The sequence below is a fragment of the Maribacter aestuarii genome (assembly GCF_027474845.2).
Classification (GTDB): Bacteria; Bacteroidota; Bacteroidia; order Flavobacteriales; family Flavobacteriaceae; genus Maribacter; species Maribacter aestuarii.
Window position 1 is genome coordinate 2,723,629 of record NZ_CP107031.2, and the last position, 17,573, is coordinate 2,741,201.

The window sequence follows — 17,573 nt, forward strand, 5'->3', positions numbered from 1 at the left end:
TTTAAAAATATTAAAATGTCGGAAAAATTAAGCCATCCCAAAGAAGTCCGGAAAACGATACTGTTGTTTTTGGGTATTTTGACCCTGCTAAGTACTATCTGTTATTACGCAATACTCAAGCTGAACCCTACAAGCATCTATGTCGGGGCTTTAATGATGAGCCCTGCATTATCCGCCTTTATTACATTAAAGCTACTGAAAAGACCGATTTCAAGTCTTCCATGGGGTCTGAAAAGTTTGAAAAATTTACGCCTATCCTATTTGATTCCGGTAGCCTATATTATGATTGCCTATGTATTGATTTGGGTTTTCGGTTTTGGAAATGTGCTCAATCAGGAAACTATCACCGAGTGGTCGCAAGAATTAGGCATGGAAGGTTTCAGTAGTACAATTATACTATTGACTATGATTGTTCTCTTATCTATTGTTGGTGTTGTAAAGAACATTGGTTCGACATTGGGCGAGGAAATAGGATGGCGGGGATTCTTCAACTACGAACTTCGGAAACTATTTTCCTTTGGTGGTGTTTCCATGATTAGCGGATTGATTTGGGCGATATGGCATTGGCCAATTATCTTTTTGATATACAAGGGAAGTGGAAACCTGTTGCTACACATTACAGCTTTTACCGTAATGATAGTTGCAATTTCGGTCATTTTGGCCTACTATACTTTTAAATCCAACAGCTTGTGGCCTGCGGCCCTATTTCATTCCGTACACAATATATTCATACAGAAGATTTTCACGCCGTTGACGATAACAAATAACTGCACGACTTTTTGGATAGATGAATACGGACTCATGCTACCGATTATTACGACGCTATTTGCCATCTATTTTTGGCGAAAGGCGAAAGTTGAGAACCTATAGGTTTTAAGACAATAAAATGAAAAAACAAACAATCGTATTATGGCAAAGAAACAATCAAAACGAATACTCAAAATCATATTAATTATGGCAAGCATCAGCTCACTATTCTTTGTGCCATGGATTTTGCTAAGATTACTGTTAACACCATTACCAGATACGGTTCAGGAACAGGTCAATGATGCCATTGGATACGGTTTGGACGGCATGATTGTTTATGTAGACCAAGCTGGAAAGCCACCTGAGTTTTATGCCGCTGGCTGGCAGGATCGAAAAAATAAGATTCCTGCCAACCCAAAAGCTTTATTCCGGATTGCCAGCATTAGCAAGTTGTATGTTGCTGTTGCCGTAGCAAAATTAGTTAATGACAATCAGTTGTCTTTAGACAAAACGCTCGCTGATTATATGCCGGAACTGGTGGGACGAATTGAAAATGCCGATAAAATCACCTTGAGAATGATGGTGCAACATCGGTCTGGTATTCCGAACTACACGGACTTTCCAGGTTTTTGGGTAAACGATTATTCTAAAAACACTAAAGAATCGCTCGATTTGGTCCTCGATACTCCTGCCGATTTTAAACCGGATAAAAAATATAGGTACTCAAATACCAATTATCTGTTGATTGGCGAAATCTTGGATAAAACATTGGGATACAGTCATCACCAATTTATCAAAAAGGAAGTTTTAATGCCCCTTGGGCTCAACGATACCTACAGTTTGCTAAGTGAAGTGAATTTAGACGATGTTATGAGCGGATATGCCGTAGACTATGAGCCAGACCTAAAGCCCAATGATTTTGTAAGCCCTGCCGGCTCCATGGTGGCTACAGCACAGGATGTGGGTATATTCTTGAGGGCGTTGAACGACGGCTCCTTGCTAAATGATAAGGAACAAGCTATTTATACATCAATCTATGTATATGAACATACAGGATTATTACCAGGTTACAGCAGTATTGCCAAGTATCACAAGGATATTGATGCTGTGGTTGTTCAATTTGTAAATACTAGTGGCGGATACTCTTGGAACGTATCAGAAAAAATTAATAATAGAATTGTAAAAATCCTGAAAAGCAGAAAGTAACCAATACCTTAAAATTAAAATCAAATCATTTATGATCGGAAATACAGAACAAAAACAATTGATTAAAACTGCAAGAATAACTGGAGTGTGGTATTTAATGATGGCTATTTCAGGGATTTTAGGGTTTATGGTCTTTCATTCTCAAATATTTGTTTCTGGAAACCCCGAACAAACGCTAACGAATTTGGTAGAATTAGAATCCACCGCAAGAATTAGGTTGCTCTTTGAGTTTGCTATCGTAATATCTCAAGCACTTACCGCAGTTTGGTTTTACAAATTGTTTAAAGATAGTTATGAATTGGAAGCTTGGACTTTAGGTATATGGGGAATGGTAAATGCTTTAGCGATTATGATAAGTGCAATTTCAATCGCCTCTGCAATAGGTGTTGCTAATTCTGACATAAGTGTTATGGAAGATAAGGTTGTACTAATTCAGGTTTTTCAAAATATAATTTCAAATGCTTGGGGTATTGGTGGTCTTTTCTTTGGGCTTTGGCTGTTTCCCATGGGTTATATCGTCATTAAATCTAAAAGGATGCCCGTCTGGTTAGGGAGAGTTATTATTTTAGGGGGTATAGGCTATCTAATTACCACCTTTATCCGCTACGCAGGAATTGATTTTAGCTACAATAGATTCCTTATTCTACCAGCAACCATCGGAGAATTTTGGATGATAGGTTATTTATTAATGTTTGGCATAAGACCTAGCAACGAGTAAAATTAAATTAAAAAGGCATACAACAAAGAGAGTATTACTCCCGAAGCTTTGGGATTATCGAAGTTTTAAGCTTCACCTTAATTACTAACCTTAAAGCTCTCTTTTGTTCTTTCTTATTATACAATCAATTTAAAAAGAATCAAACTTAAGAGGTCTATAAGAACTAGTGATTTGAGTTCTAATTCAAATCGCTATTATTTTTTATTTTGTAAATTACTTTTTGAAAGTTAGTGTTTCTAAATTCGCTACTACACATACACAAAACAGTTGGCAACTTACTGTTAGAACAAACAATTACTTATTTCAATAATTGAATGATATTTGTTTTATACAGTTTACCAATAGGCACAATATGATCTCCAATGTAAATTCTGTTGCCTTCTACACTACGTATATGCTTTTTTGCAACGGCAAAAGACTTATGAACTTGAAGAAAATCATTGTCTGAAAATAATTGTATCGTATCCGATATTTTTTTCTCGAATGCTGATGATGCCATCAGTAGTAACAACTTTGGTATAGTTGCCAGAAGCTTCAATAAATAGTATGGAATCTATAGCTAACTGAACATGACTATTATTTTGCTTTAAAAAAATATGTTGTCCTTCAGGCTTTATATTCTGCTGCCTTGCCATACTTATTGTACTAATGGTCGAAGACGTTACTTTATTAATAGCACTCAAAAAACGTTCTAAACTAAAAGGTTTTAACAGGTAATCTACAACGTTTAATTCGTAGCCTTCAATTGCGAATTCACTATAGGCTGTCGTGACAATAACTTTAGGAGGTGATGATAAGGTTCTTAAAAATTCAAATCCTTTTAATTTGGGCATATTTATATCTAAAAAGATTAAGTCAACTTGATGTGTATTCAAATACTCAAGCGCTTCCAAAGCGCTATAACAGTTTTTCTGCAACTTCATATGCGGAAGCATTTCACAATATTCCATGATAATCTTGTGGGCTATATGTTCATCATCTATGATTAGATATCTCATTATTTTAATTTTAGAGATAGTTTAACTTTATAACTATTGGCGGTTACGTCAAAAGAAAGAGAATGCTTATTGGAGTAAACTAGCTCTAATCTTCTCTTTAAGTTTTTTAAACCAATACCTTCTGTATTGGGTGTTTGTTGTAATTCAAAATTATTTTCAATTGTGAAGTTTACGTTATTATCCTTTTCGGTTAAATTAATATGGATATACGCGTCTTTTTCTAAATTTTCCAAGCCATGCTTAAACGCATTCTCTACTAGAATAATAAATAGTAAAGGCATAATTTTAACTTGCGGATGCTCAATTTCAGAATTAAATTGAACATCAGACTTTTTATGATAGCGTATTCCTTGAAGTTCAATATAGTTTTTTAAGTAATCTAATTCTTGTTTGAGGCTAACCCGATCTTTTTGGCCCTCATAAATACTATATCGCATCATATCAGAAAGTTTAAGTACCATTTCCCTTTCCTTAGAATCTTTTTCCATTAATCCATACAAATTGTTGAGTGTATTGAAGAAGAAATGTGGGTTTACCTGACTTTTTAAATGCAGTAATTCTGTTTTTTCTTTTTCATTCTTTAATCGAATAATTGATTTGATCTGTTTAAAAACCCAGTGGGCAATTGTAATGATTAAGAGAATAAAGTACAATACAACAAACTCAGCAAACCCTTCTAATTTACCAAAAGTGTCATTAAAGATTACAATGACTAAACCTATAATTACAAGGGATATCTTATAAACCCTGTTTATAATTTTCTTTTTTCTATCTGATATTTTCAACTTCATAGGTCAAGATTAATTAAATAAAATTCCTCCTACAAATTAGTTGACAAACAATAGATACAGAGGGATAAACACCTACTTAGTAGGGATAAAGTACGTTTGCACCCTTCTTAAGGTCTTGTATCACGCCTAACATGAGATGTGTCACTTTTTGTTTTTTACAATTAAGGCCCACCATAAGTTTGCCTCAATCAATCAAAAAACGAACAGTATGGAACTTAGAATTGACAATCTATCAAAAACGTATTCAAACGGAATCAAAGCTTTACAAAACATTTCACTAGATATACCGACAGGCATGTTTGGTCTATTAGGCCCAAATGGTGCAGGCAAGTCTACGTTAATGCGAACTATTGCAACACTGCAAGAAGCCGATGCTGGTTCCATTATTCTTGGAGACATCGATGTATTAAAACAAAAAAATGAATTGCGGCAGGTATTAGGTTATTTACCGCAACAGTTTGGTTTGTATCCAAAAATATCTGCCGAGGTATTACTCAATCATTTCGCAGTGCTTAAAGGCATCACTAATAAAAACGAACGCAAAGAATTGGTGAAAGCGCTATTGTATAAAACCAATTTATATGAGGTGCGACAACAAAATCTTAAAGGATTTTCTGGTGGGATGAAGCAACGTTTTGGTATTGCACAAGCCTTACTTAACAATCCGAAGTTACTTATTGTAGATGAACCAACAGCAGGATTGGATCCTGTAGAACGCAATCGATTTTACAATGTTCTAAGCGAGCTTGGGGAACATACCGTGGTTATTTTATCCACACACATTGTTGACGATGTCAAAGAACTCTGCACAAATATGGCCATTATTAATAAAGGGCAAGTTTGTTTAAAAGGAAAGCCTCTAAAGATTCTAGAAAGTTTAAAAGGTAGAGTTTATCAAAAAACAATCGAAAAATCAGAATTGAACCTATATAAAGAAAATTATCAGGTCATCAGTGAACGATTATTTCTTGGAAAACCAACCATTCATATCGTAAGTGATACGAATCCAGGAGACGGCTTTTCGCTTATTAATGCCGAATTAGAGGATGTCTATTTTTCGGAAATATTCAATAATACTAACCTTAAATCTAATTAGTTATGTGGTATACTATTTTTAAGTTCGAAATACAATACCGAATTAAACGACCGGACACCTATGTATTCTTCCTTTTTCTATTTCTATTTTCAATTGTTGGTGTTGACTTTATTTTTCAAGGTTCAGACATGGGGTTGATGAAAAATAATTCACCCATAGTGATTGCAAAAACTATGGGAGCCATTACCGGTATATTTATGATTTTAGCGTCAATGATAATGGGCGTTTCCGTACTAAGGGATTTTGAATACAATATTGAATCATTGCTATTTTCTGCACCAATCAACAAAAAAGATTATTTACAAGGTCGATTTTTAGGATCGTTTGCAGTTTTGCTATTTGCATTTACAGGTATTTTATTTGGCATGATGCTAAGCGAATTTATGCCATGGCATAATCCAGAAGATCTATTAGGGTTTAATGCCATTGTTTATATAAAGACATTTTTAATGGTAACGTTACCAACGTTGTTTTTTGGAGCTTCGTTATTTTTTGTTACAGGTGCTTTAAGCAGAAACCTGGTGGTAGTCTATACACAAGGTATTATTTTATTTGTGATTTTTATGCTAACCAAAGCTATCACTCATGAATTTTGGCAAGCCATTCTAGATCCATTTTCGCTAACAACAACCACTTTTGCGACAAAGTCTTGGTCAGCGTTAGAAAAAAGTACACAAGAACTAACTTTTTTAGGGGTATTGATGTATAACAAACTGTTTTGGGTAACTCTAGGAATACTTGCGCTAATCTATGGTTATAAAAAATTCAATTTTAATGTTGTTAAAGAAAAGCAATCAAAGCGAAAACGAATTCAAAAATTGGCAGCTAAAAGTGCCTATGTAAATACTGATATAGAAATCCCTAAAGTTAAAAAACAATATGGTTTACCATCTAAATGGACACAGTTAAAAGAGTTTTCGTGGTTTTACTTTATCAGTATTTGCAAGCAAGCATCATTTTGGGGAATTGTTATTTGTGGGATGATTATCATCCTCATTAATTCCGTAAATCTCGGTACGGTATATGGCGTTGATAGCTATCCGGCAACCTACTTTATTGTTGAAGAACTTCAAGAAACATCCATTTATTTCTTTATCATCGTTTTGGTCTTTTATTCCGGAGAATTGGTCTGGAAGGAGAGGAGTGCAAAGCTCAATCTAATTTATGATGCAACACCCATGTCTAGCTTTTTAAAATTAGCCGGTAAGTACATTGGGTTGAACTTAATTTATGTTGTACTCATGCTCGCTTTAATTGGGTCGGGAATTATATTTCAAACATTAAGAGGGTATTACAAATATGAATTCCAAGTCTATTTTTATGGTTTCTTCTTAGAGATTTTACCGTTTTTAGCACTGTATACATGCATTGCATTTTTTATTCAATCTATGGTAAACCATAAGTTTGTAGGCATAATGTTGGTGATTGTATTTTTTATTGCCAATGTTGCTTTAGGTTTATTCGGGTTTGATCACGATTTATATTTTTTCGGAGGCAGTGCTTTAGGAACGTATTCTGATATGAATGGTTATGGTCATTTTTTAAAACCCTATCTGTTAATTAAATTGTATTGGTTTCTCTTCGGAATACTATTACTAATTATTGGGTCTTTAGTAAACGTAAGAGGTACTGAAACCAATTTAATGCAACGCATAAGAGCTAGCAAAAACAGATTGAGCAAGCCGCTTTTTATAGTTGCTTCTATGGTCTTTTTAGTATTTATACTAATGGGAAGTTTAATCTTTTACAATACGAATATTTTAAACACCTATTGGACCAATACTAAAGCAACTGAATTTAGAGTAGCTTATGAAAAAGAACTCAAACAGTTTGAATATGTACCACAGCCCAAAATAGTAGATGTGAATTTAAAAGTGGAATTGTATCCTTCATCAAGAGATTATACTGTGGAAGGGTATTATATATTAAAAAACACCAATGCGCAACCCATTAATGAGATTCATATTCAGAAACTAATTGAAGAGAATATCACATTAGATGCTGTCACTTTTGATGGAGGCGCAACAGAAAATAATACATACGCTACCTACGATTATACTATCTATCAGTTGCATAGCTCTTTGAATCCTGGAGATTCAATTAAAATGAACTTTAAGCAATCATTCACTACGAATGGATTTGAAGCAGGTAATTCAAATGCTAATATTGTTGAAAATGGAACATTCTTTAACAATAAAGACTTTCCAACATTAGGCTACAACAGAAAATATGAGCTAAGTGATAGGGATGAACGTTCAGAATATAATTTATCTGAAAGAACAAATAGAGCAAATAGAAATGACCCTAAAGAATTAGTTAATGCAAGATCTGGTAGTGATTCTGACGGTATTCATTTTGAAATGGTCATAGGAACAGAAATTAACCAAACAGCTTTAGTTCCTGGGAATTTATTGAGGGAGTGGACAGAAAATAATCGTAATTATTTTCATTATAAAATGGAAATTCCAATGATTGATTTTTACTCAATTGTTTCAGCAAGGTATGACATAAAAAAAGACCAATGGATTTCAAAATCTGATGCTATTTCGAAACAAGTAGATTTAGAAGTTTACTATCATAAAGGTCATGAGTATAACATAGATAGAATGATGATGGCTATGAAAGCCTCATTGGATTACTATAGCACAAATTTCAGTCCGTATCAATATGAACAGTTACGTATCATGGAGTTTCCGCGTTATGCGCAATTTGCACAATCATTTCCGGGCACTGTTCCATTCTCAGAATCTATAGGTTTTGTTTTAGATATTGATGATGAAACCGATGTAGATATGGCATTTTATGTAACTGCACACGAAATTGCCCACCAATGGTTTGCTATGCAAGTAGAAGCCGCAAATGTAAAAGGGCAATACTTTATTTTGGAAACACTTTCTCAATATGCAGCCATGATGGTTTTAAAAGCGCACTATCCAAAAGAAAAGGTTCATCAATTTTTAGAGTTGCAATTAGAGAAATACGAAGAAGGCAAACTCAGAGAATCTGGAGCAGAACCAACGCTAGCATTAGTAGATAATCAAGACTATATTTATTATGCTAAAGGTGCCATTAACATGTATCAATTTCAAAAGGCAATAGGCGAGGAGCAGGTCAATAAAGCTTTAAGACGCTTTTTGGAAAATTGGAATACCACTAACGGTAAGCTTAAAATGAAAACCAATCGCTATGCCACCAGTCAAGACTTGTTAGGCTATTTTAGAGCGGTTACACCAGATTCGTTACAGCATATACTAGTTGATCAATTTGAAAGTGTTAAGCCTGTAGAATTGTAATTTCTTGGCTTATGGCACTTTACCAGGTTGCGAAATTAAGTTTGAACATCTTATAAAAATTATAGTTTATTACGAGGGCCATGAATACCAAACTAAATAACTAACAATGAATATGCTGCAGCGGAAAGTCAGATAAGTATTATTTTAAAAAAAGTAATGACCCGAGTAAACACTAATTATAGGCCCTGGCCCAATAGCTATAGGGGGAGGGGAGGGTAATAGGTATGGGAGAAAAATTTATTTCGAATTACGTTTAAACCTTCAATCGTGCGTCTATGTATTTTTCCTTTCCGAATTTAAAATCAATGTGTTTCTTTGTATATGAATGAATATCAGTACAAAAACACTCAAAAGTAATAGAACAAACGCCCTTTATTGGAAGTGCCAATTACTAGGATGGTGTACTGTTTCTGTTTATTGGGCATACACGGTATACACAAGAGATGACTATGGGGTGTTTTACACTTTCTGTAATTATGTTTTAGATGTTGCCATTGGAATTTTCCTGACCCACATGTACAGAACATATGCTTTAAAGGCAAATTGGAGTCAATTACCCATTAAAAAGCTGCTTGTTCGTGTAATTCCCAGTATACTTTTATTGGCTTTTTTATATGTGCTTTTAAACAATTTGAAGTGGTATGGCTATTGGACCTTGATAGCGGAAGAAGATAAGAATATATGGGTATCGCTTCTTTATTGGGATCCCATATTACTTACCGGTTTACGGTTAATGTCTATCTGGATTTTAGCGTATCATCTGTATCATTATTATCAAAAAGAAGTTGTAACGGCAAGAGAATATGCTCAACTTTCCTTAGTGGCGAAACAAGCACAATTAGATAATTTATCGGCTCAACTAAACCCACATTTTTTATTTAATTCCTTGAATTCCATAAAGTCCTTAATTGTTGAGAACCCTAATGTAGCCAGACGTGGGATAGACTTATTGTCCGACTTATTACGTTCCTCTTTATATGAAAAAGATAAAGACTTAATTTCAGTAAAAAACGAATTAGCTTTAGTAAATGATTACATAGAGTTGGAAAAACTTCGTTTTGAAGAACGATTGGAAATAGACATCACTCTTGATAAGACGTTAGCCCATTTTAAAATTCCAACCTTGAGCATCCAATTATTGATAGAAAATGCCATTAAACACGGAATTGACAAAGTTATTGAAGGTGGGTTAATAACTTTGAAAATTGATAAGAACGGAGATCAAGTCTATATACAAGTTCAAAATCCAGGAAAATTAAATGATACTAAATCTGCAAATGGTTTAGGTTTAATGAACTTAAAGAAGCGCTTGGAGCTTCAATATAATAAAGAGGCTTCTTTTACTTTAGAAGAAATAGCTAATAATATAGTACAAGCGACTATACTAGTACCCTACAGAGCAGATGAAAACATATAAAGCGGTTATTATCGATGATGAACGTTTAGCGCGAGAAGAGGTAAAACGTGCTTTAAAAAAATATCCGGAATTTATCGTGGTTGGAGAGGCAAACAATGTGGATGCGGCTATAAAATTAGTAGCGGACGAAGATCCAGACCTATTGTTTTTGGACATACACATGCCTGAAAAGTCAGGATTTGATTTATTAGAAGAATTAACCACCGTTCCAGAAGTTGTTTTTACAACTGCGTATGACCAATACGCTGTAAAAGCTTTCGAATTAAACGCATTGGACTATTTGGTTAAACCTTTACGGGAAGAACGCTTTGCAAAAACCATAGAAAAAGTAAAACAGGAGTTGGCAGAGAAGGCAAAGGTGTCACAAGATGTTTTGCCCATGCATAAAAAGATTTTTATTAAAGACGGCGAAAAATGTTATTTCATTCCAATTTCTGATATCTACTATATTGAATCGATGGATAATTATGCGCGCCTATACTTTGGTGGTAAAAAGGCTATGATCAAACGTTCATTAAATCTACTTGAAAAAAAGTTAGATACCACCGTGTTTTTTAGAGCCAATAGGAGTCAAATTATCAACACACATTTTATTAAAGAAATTCACCCGCATTTTAATAATAAGCTACACATCATCTTGATTTCTGGTGAAAAGATTGAAGTTTCAAGCCGACAGTCTGTTAAGTTTAAAAACTGGAATAGCTTATAATTGATTGGTTTGTAAATTAATTTTACGCTTATTTTCTTTTATTCACGTTCCTGTACTTTCCCTTTACACATGTATATATTCATCATTTCTTTGCTTCAGAAATAAAATTTTAATTAAAAAAATAGAACGATGTGTAACTTCAAAAATAATTATCACCTACCTGTAATTCTAATTGTTTTGATCATTATGGGACTATATTCATGCACCAATGACACCTTAAAAATCGCTGCGCAACCTACTTTATCCGATTATTCCGTTGGAGAAAAATGGATCTGGAAGTATAAAGGTGTTACTACCGAAGGCGAGGTACGTTCAGAGGGAGAAGATACAAGAGAAGTAGTTATTGCAGATGGTGTTTTGGGGATGACAATGGGTAATGATACGATTCCAATAACAGACATTGTAAAACCGGAAGAAAGCGAAACGCCAAGATATGACTGGCCTTTGGAAGTGGGTAAAAAGTGGAAATATGAAAAAAATTGGACAAGTCAAGATGGTACCACAGGAAAGCAAAGTCAAGATGTAGAGGTTTTATCCTTTAAGGAAGAAACAGTAGAAGCAGGAACATTCATGGCCTATACGATTCAATACAAAGGTGTAATTACAAATTCGAGAGGGTATAATGCCAAAACGGATGAAGTGTGGTTGTATGCTCCGGCTATAAAAAATTTCATAAAACTTATCCAAACCCAAGATGATTTTTTATACGAAGAGGAGTTAAAACTGTATTCAAACTAAAATGAAAATTGAGCATTTTTCAATTGCACTTTTAAAAAGGAAACCATGAAAAGAATATTGCTGATATTATTTCTAATTCATCTTACTTCTTTTGGACAAGGATTTGAATTTAAAACGGTACCAAAGTCCAATGCTAAGGCGCTTGCCAATCAAATGCAAGCTTTGGCTGTATCCTATCCGCTAAAAGAATTGGCAGGATTGGACTTAATCAAGGTTCAAATCGTAAGTGAAAAATATGACGATGCCATAGCAACTATCGAGAAAGAAACTAAGGACAAGCCAAAAACGGAACAGATCTATTTAGATTTATATCACCAGTATGCCAAAGCAAAACTCACACCTAACTTTCAAGTGGCCTTTAGAGAATTATATAAATCCTATGTGACAAAGGCCGATGATTTTCAGGCACTGAATTTAGATGACACATTAATTGCGAGAGATGGTACGGACTATTTTATTGCTGATTTTGAACGTACTTATGAAAATTTAACTACTGAAACGATTTCGAATGATACTGCACAAAATTTAATCCACAAATATTTCTTGAAAATGGTTTATGAATCCACAAGAGATCTGTTTTTTGAAGCAATAAAACAAGACCATAAACGCAGATATCGTATAAATGACAGTATAATAGTGCCCATGAAAGATGGGGCAGAGGTTTCCGTAGTAGTGGTTGAAAGAAAAGAATCTGTTAAAGCGAAGAAACCGGCCATCTTAATTGCTTCTATTTATGCAGGTACCAATGAGACTGGGGCAATGTTATCCGCCTCAAAAGGCTATGTTGGAGTAATCGCCAATACAAGGGGGAAACGATTAAGCAAAGGAGCGGTAAAGCCTCTAGAACATGAAAATACAGATGTTTATGAAGTGATTGATTGGATTAGCAAGCAGCCTTGGTCCAATCAAAAAGTAGGAATGTACGGTGGTAGTTATAACGGATTTACCCAATGGGCATCCATGAAATATAAAGTGCATCCAGCTTTAAAAACCATTGTTCCCATGGTAGCCATTGCACCAGGAATTGATTACCCAATGGAAAATAATATACTACATAATTATTCCTATTCTTGGAATTTTTATGTAACCAATACTAAGTTTTTGGATTTTAAAGCCTCCCAAGATTTTACTCGATGGAATACCTTAAAAAATACGTGGTATACCTCTGGAGTTGCCTTTAATAGATTAGATAGCTTGGATGGACACGTAAATAGATTATGGAATACCTATATGCAGCATCCTAGTTATGATGCTTATTGGAAGAAAATGATTCCTTATAAACAAGAATTTTCAAAAATCAACATTCCAATTTTGACCATAACAGGCTATTATGACGATTCTCAAAGAGGAGCCCTATATTATTATGACCAGCATACTAAGTATGTAAAAAATCCAAATCACTATGTATTGGTTGGACCTTACGATCATTGGACGGCACAAACCCAACCTCAGGAGTTCTTAAGGAATTACAAATTAGATAAAACCGCCTTAATTGACATTAGATATGACTTGGTTTATCAATGGTTCGATTACATCTTAAAAGGTAAAGAAAAACCAAGTATTCTAAAGGATAAAGTGAATTTTCAGGTAATGGGAACCAATACATGGATGCACAAACCGAGTTTAAGTGCCATGACCAACGATACCTTGACTTTTCATTTAAGTGATGCTAAATCGGATGAATTTTATGCGCTTAAATCGAAATCGAATGCTTCCAAAATTAACTTAACCGTTGATTTTAAAGATAGAGAAAGCATGAATAACACAGGGTATTATCCTTGGCCTTTAGAAAAAGAAAACATCAATATAAAGGATGGATTGCTTTTTAAATCGGAACCCTTAGAGGAGGATGTGATTATAAATGGATCCTTCCTCGGAAATCTTGAATTTACTATCAATAAAAAAGATGTGGATTATTCCGTTATCCTATATCACTTAACGCCAGAAGGGAACTACTTTCATTTAAGCTATTATATTGGTAGAGCGAGTTATGCTACAGATCGAGAACAAAGAAATTTATTGACACCGAATCAAAAAACGCAAGTGTCTTTCGACAATTCTAAACTAATCAGTAAAAAGCTACAAAAAGGAAGTAGGATGGTAGCTGTGGTCAATGTGAATAAAAACAATAATGCACAACTTAATTATGGAACGGGGAAGGATGTGAATGAAGAAAATATTAAAGATGCAGAAGTCCCGTTAAAAATTATATTTTCAGGTAATAGTAGTATTTCCTTACCGGTTTGGTATTCCCTAAAGGAATAACCAAATTCTTATTAGTATATCATTGGCAAAAAAGGCCTATTCGATTCTCCTTTTGGCTATTTTTTTCCGTGGACAGGGGCTGCAGGGTTGCACCTATTGATCAAAGCAAAAGTAACGATGCGGTGAGTCCCATTGTAAAGATATTTGAGAAAACGAGCCCCATAGGCTAATTTAATGGATTTGGTATCATCTCACAAATAGTTATGGAATAGAGTGAAGTCCATGACCTTTACTTCCTGTTTTTCGGTATCTAGGTTTAAGGCCCTGAAAAAGTTATTTTGAAAAGGGGTATCATTGATATACATAGAAGTAAATATGGAATCCAAATTGGTTACTTGTTTCTATGGCATTTCAAGCTTTAGAAGTATTTGCAAGGTTCTCCCATATATCGTTAAATAAACTATATGGTTTTTGTAAATTTAGCTTTGAATAATGCCTGTAATCGATAAGAAATCAATAGCTGTCTTGCCATTTGTTAATTTGAGTAATGATATTAACAATGAATATTTCTGCGATGGCTTAACCGAAGAAATAATTAACGCCTTAGCATCTATAAAGGTATTATTAGTGACCTCTCGTACTTCTTCCTTCTATTTTAAAAACAAAAAAGCAACCTCTAAAGAAATAAGGGAAAAACTAAAGGTAGCTACATTTATAGAAGGCAGTGTAAGGACATCCAAAAATAAAATGCGCATTACTGTGCAAATGATAGATGCTTTGGATGACTTTCATTTCTGGTCAGAAACTTTTGATAGAAATCCTGAAAATATTTTTGAAATTCAAGATGAAATTAGTCTGTTTATCGCTGAAAAATTACGCGAACACATAGGGCATCTCGAAATCGAAGATAAGCTAGTAGAAGCTATTGATGTACCTGTAGCTATTTATAGAGAATATTTGAAAGGAAGGTACTACATCATGAAACTAGATTATAAAAACTCTATAAAGGGTATCAATATCTTAAAAGAAGTAATACATAAATCACCCAATTTTTCAAATCCCTATTTAGATATAAATCTAGCCTATGTTAATATGGGAACTATGGGGCTTTTGCCCGCATTTGAAGCATACGAGAAGGCCCAACCTTATTTGTTAAAGGCATTAGAGCTAGACCCAAACTCATCAAGGTCACAATTGAATTTGGCTTGGATAGAATGCTGGCAAAACTGGAATCTTAAGAAAGCTTACGAACATGCCAATAAGGCTTTGGAGATGCAACAAGCAGACGATATTTACTTAACCATTTCTAATTTTTTGACCGTAGAAGGAAAATTAGATGCGGCAAGTAATTATCTTGACAAAGCCTTACAGTTAGATCCTTATGCCGCTATAAATCATCATTACAAGGGTTTTTTATACTACTTGAAGGAAGATTATAAAACTGCGATACCTTATCTAAAAAAGGCATTAGATTTAGACCCTAAGTTACCCTTTCCACCAATTTATATAGGGATTTGTTTATTGATGTCAGGCAAACCAAATGAAGCTTTGACATATTTCGGTTCACTTGAAGGAGTTTCTGTGAAAGACCTCACCAAATTAGGAGGTGAAACCATGTGCTATGCAAAACTCAATGAAACGGAAAAGTGTAATGATGGATTAAAAGAATTAGAGACGTATTTAAATACTGATCTTGTAGATAAGGCATTTACGTTTTTGATATTAGTAAATGCCTTGTTAGGTAATAACGAAAAGGTAATTGATTTAATAACTCAAGCATACAATAATCGTTTGCCCGTAATTTTATTACTTAATCCATCACCAATTCTTAAACCTGTTAAAAATCACAAAAGGTTTAAAGACATCATGCTAAAAGCCATTCCAGATAATTTAAATTATAAACAGAAAAAGAAGTATAAACAGGCTTTACTAGATTCCAACGAAATCAAAAAGTACTGCAAGGAACTAGAGCAAATAATGATAGACTACAAACTGTATTTAAATCCAGACCTATCCTTAAAAGATTTAGCTTCTTACTTGGAACTTCCTGCCAATTATGTCTCGCAATTATTAAACTTGGGGTTTCAAAAAAACTTCTCTGAGTATATCAATACCTTTAGGGTTAACGAATTTAAAGAGCGCGTTCTTCTAGAAGAAAACAAAGGATTAACCATAATGGCTGTGGCATACGATAGTGGTTTTAATTCTAAAACCGTATTTAATACGTTTTTTAAAAAAATAGAAGGCACAACACCAAACACTTACCTAAAAAGTGTCCAAAAAAAGTAGTCTTATATTTCTTACTTTACTTTTATAAGCTCTCTATCGATATAATTTTAGTTAGTTTTTTAAAATAGTATATATTTGAAAAACAATGCCTTACGGATATTTTATAAAATTAAAACCACATTTTTTGTGATTTTTTAGACACTTCATAAACTAATAGAGTGTAATAATCTTTAAATGCATTCAAAAAAGAAATTCATTCAGGATATAAAAGAAAACGAAGGTATTATTTATAAAACTTCTAGAATTTATTCAAATAATACTGAAGATCAAAAGGACCTATACCAAGAAATTGTGTATCAACTCTGGAAATCTTACGATTCTTTTAAAGAGCATTCTAAAATAAGTACTTGGATGTATCGTATTGCACTAAATACCGCAATCAACAATTTGAAAAAAGAAAAAAGAAAAGGAACTCGAATATCCATTGACGATTTTCTTTTAAATAAAATAGACCATGTTGACACGGTTATGGAAGAACGGGTAACACTGTTATATGCGCATATAAAAAAACTCAGCATTGTAGAAAGAGGAATTATACTACTTTATTTGGAAGGTAAAAACTATGATGAAATTGCTACAATAACTGGTTTTACAAATACCAATATTGGTACACGTTTAGGTAGGATTAAAAGCAAATTAAAATCTCAAATTAAGAAATAATAGAATAATGGAACTAGAAGAAATGAAATCCCAATGGGTAGATATGAGTCACAAAGTTGACCAACAAAAAATATTGACAGATCAATTGATTATAGATTTAACCAAGGAACGTTTTAATACTAAAATGCGGGCTATATCTGTCCCAGAATCAATATCAGCACTCATGTGTTTTGCTGCTGTACTGTTTATTATTAGCAATTTTAATTCATTAGATGTATGGTACTTAAAGCTTTCAGGTGTATTTGCAATTATTGCTTGTTTGGTACTACCTGTGCTGTCTTTAAAATCAATTCAAAAAATGAAGTCTGTGCATATATCTAAAAGCACTTTTAAAGAAACTGTAGAAGCATATGCAAAAGGTAAATCAAAGTTTATGCAAATTCAAAAAATAAGTTTTTACACCAGCTTTTTAGTACTGGTAGCTTTGGTTATTGTATTTGGTAAAATCATAAAAGATATCGATGTATTTACAATGACAGAAAAGCTAAATTGGTTAGTCCCTTCTGGTATTGGGGTCTTGTTTATATTCTCACAATGGGTACTAAAAAAATACAAGAAGGCAACAGAGTCAGCAAATACCATATTGCAGGAACTAGAAGACTAGCCCTATCATAATCTAATAATCATAACTAGGTAACGTATTTATTTTAATTCTGAATGTTATTCGGATAGGAAAAATACGTTCAAATTCTAACACATTTAAACT

At 33.7% G+C, this 17,573-nt stretch carries 15 protein-coding genes; 12 read left to right on the forward strand and 3 right to left on the reverse strand.

The annotated features are described in order from the left end of the window. Positions 1-15: 15 nt before the first annotated feature. From N8A89_RS12355 to N8A89_RS12365, 3 genes are read left to right on the forward strand one after another with little or no spacing between them, the layout of a single operon-like run. Positions 16-870, forward strand: coding sequence for a CPBP family intramembrane glutamic endopeptidase (locus tag N8A89_RS12355; protein ID WP_126591583.1), 855 nt, complete (start codon positions 16-18; stop codon positions 868-870). Between the two features lie 39 nt (positions 871-909). Next, positions 910-1,953: a serine hydrolase domain-containing protein gene (locus N8A89_RS12360; RefSeq protein ID WP_126591582.1), complete on the forward strand. Its 1,044-nt coding sequence runs from the start codon at positions 910-912 to the stop codon at positions 1,951-1,953. Between the two features lie 31 nt (positions 1,954-1,984). Then, entirely contained in the window at positions 1,985-2,671 is a 687-nt protein-coding gene (locus N8A89_RS12365; RefSeq protein ID WP_126591581.1) for a DUF4386 domain-containing protein, read from the forward strand. Positions 2,672-2,969: 298 nt separating this feature from the next. On the opposite strand, the gene N8A89_RS12370 is transcribed toward N8A89_RS12365, so the two are convergent. Genes N8A89_RS12370 through N8A89_RS12380 form a run of 3 tightly spaced genes read right to left on the reverse strand, consistent with a single transcriptional unit; the run spans position 2,970 to position 4,460 of the window. Next, entirely contained in the window at positions 2,970-3,170 is a 201-nt protein-coding gene (locus tag N8A89_RS12370) for a LytTR family transcriptional regulator DNA-binding domain-containing protein (RefSeq protein WP_289644390.1), read from the reverse strand. Then, positions 3,109-3,669 (reverse strand): LytR/AlgR family response regulator transcription factor, encoded by a 561-nt coding sequence (locus tag N8A89_RS12375; protein WP_289644391.1) that lies wholly within the window; start codon positions 3,667-3,669, stop codon positions 3,109-3,111. The genes N8A89_RS12370 and N8A89_RS12375 overlap by 62 nt, the downstream gene beginning before the upstream one ends. After that, complete coding sequence (locus N8A89_RS12380) at positions 3,669-4,460, reverse strand: sensor histidine kinase (protein WP_126591579.1); 792 nt, start codon at positions 4,458-4,460, stop codon at positions 3,669-3,671. Before N8A89_RS12380 ends, N8A89_RS12375 begins: the two co-directional genes overlap by 1 nt. A gap of 208 nt (positions 4,461-4,668) precedes the next feature. Between N8A89_RS12380 and N8A89_RS12385 the strand changes: the two genes are divergently transcribed. The 9 genes from N8A89_RS12385 to N8A89_RS12425 all read left to right on the forward strand — a co-directional run bounded on the left by N8A89_RS12385 (position 4,669) and on the right by N8A89_RS12425 (position 17,471). Next, positions 4,669-5,556: an ABC transporter ATP-binding protein gene (locus N8A89_RS12385; protein ID WP_126591578.1), complete on the forward strand. Its 888-nt coding sequence runs from the start codon at positions 4,669-4,671 to the stop codon at positions 5,554-5,556. A gap of 137 nt (positions 5,557-5,693) precedes the next feature. Next, positions 5,694-8,849 (forward strand): ABC transporter permease/M1 family aminopeptidase, encoded by a 3,156-nt coding sequence (locus N8A89_RS12390; RefSeq protein ID WP_281542539.1) that lies wholly within the window; start codon positions 5,694-5,696, stop codon positions 8,847-8,849. 325 nt (positions 8,850-9,174) lie between these two features. Next, the gene (locus N8A89_RS12395; RefSeq protein ID WP_054557948.1) at positions 9,175-10,266 is read left to right on the forward strand and encodes a sensor histidine kinase; all 1,092 of its coding nucleotides are present in this window, start codon (positions 9,175-9,177) and stop codon (positions 10,264-10,266) included. Continuing rightward, positions 10,253-10,975, forward strand: a complete 723-nt coding sequence (locus N8A89_RS12400) for a LytR/AlgR family response regulator transcription factor (RefSeq protein WP_054557947.1) — start codon at positions 10,253-10,255, stop codon at positions 10,973-10,975. Before N8A89_RS12395 ends, N8A89_RS12400 begins: the two co-directional genes overlap by 14 nt. Before the next feature lie 129 nt (positions 10,976-11,104). After that, positions 11,105-11,713: a hypothetical protein gene (locus N8A89_RS12405; protein ID WP_054557946.1), complete on the forward strand. Its 609-nt coding sequence runs from the start codon at positions 11,105-11,107 to the stop codon at positions 11,711-11,713. 45 nt (positions 11,714-11,758) lie between these two features. Beyond that, a complete protein-coding gene (locus N8A89_RS12410; RefSeq protein WP_206507180.1) occupies positions 11,759-13,978 on the forward strand; it encodes a CocE/NonD family hydrolase in 2,220 nt (739 codons plus the stop codon). Between the two features lie 432 nt (positions 13,979-14,410). After that, a complete protein-coding gene (locus N8A89_RS12415) occupies positions 14,411-16,207 on the forward strand; it encodes a helix-turn-helix domain-containing protein (RefSeq protein ID WP_054557945.1) in 1,797 nt (598 codons plus the stop codon). A 174-nt stretch (positions 16,208-16,381) separates the two neighbouring features. Then, a complete protein-coding gene (locus N8A89_RS12420) occupies positions 16,382-16,867 on the forward strand; it encodes an RNA polymerase sigma factor (protein ID WP_054557944.1) in 486 nt (161 codons plus the stop codon). A 7-nt stretch (positions 16,868-16,874) separates the two neighbouring features. After that, positions 16,875-17,471, forward strand: a complete 597-nt coding sequence (locus N8A89_RS12425) for a hypothetical protein (RefSeq protein ID WP_054557943.1) — start codon at positions 16,875-16,877, stop codon at positions 17,469-17,471. Positions 17,472-17,573: the final 102 nt, after the last annotated feature.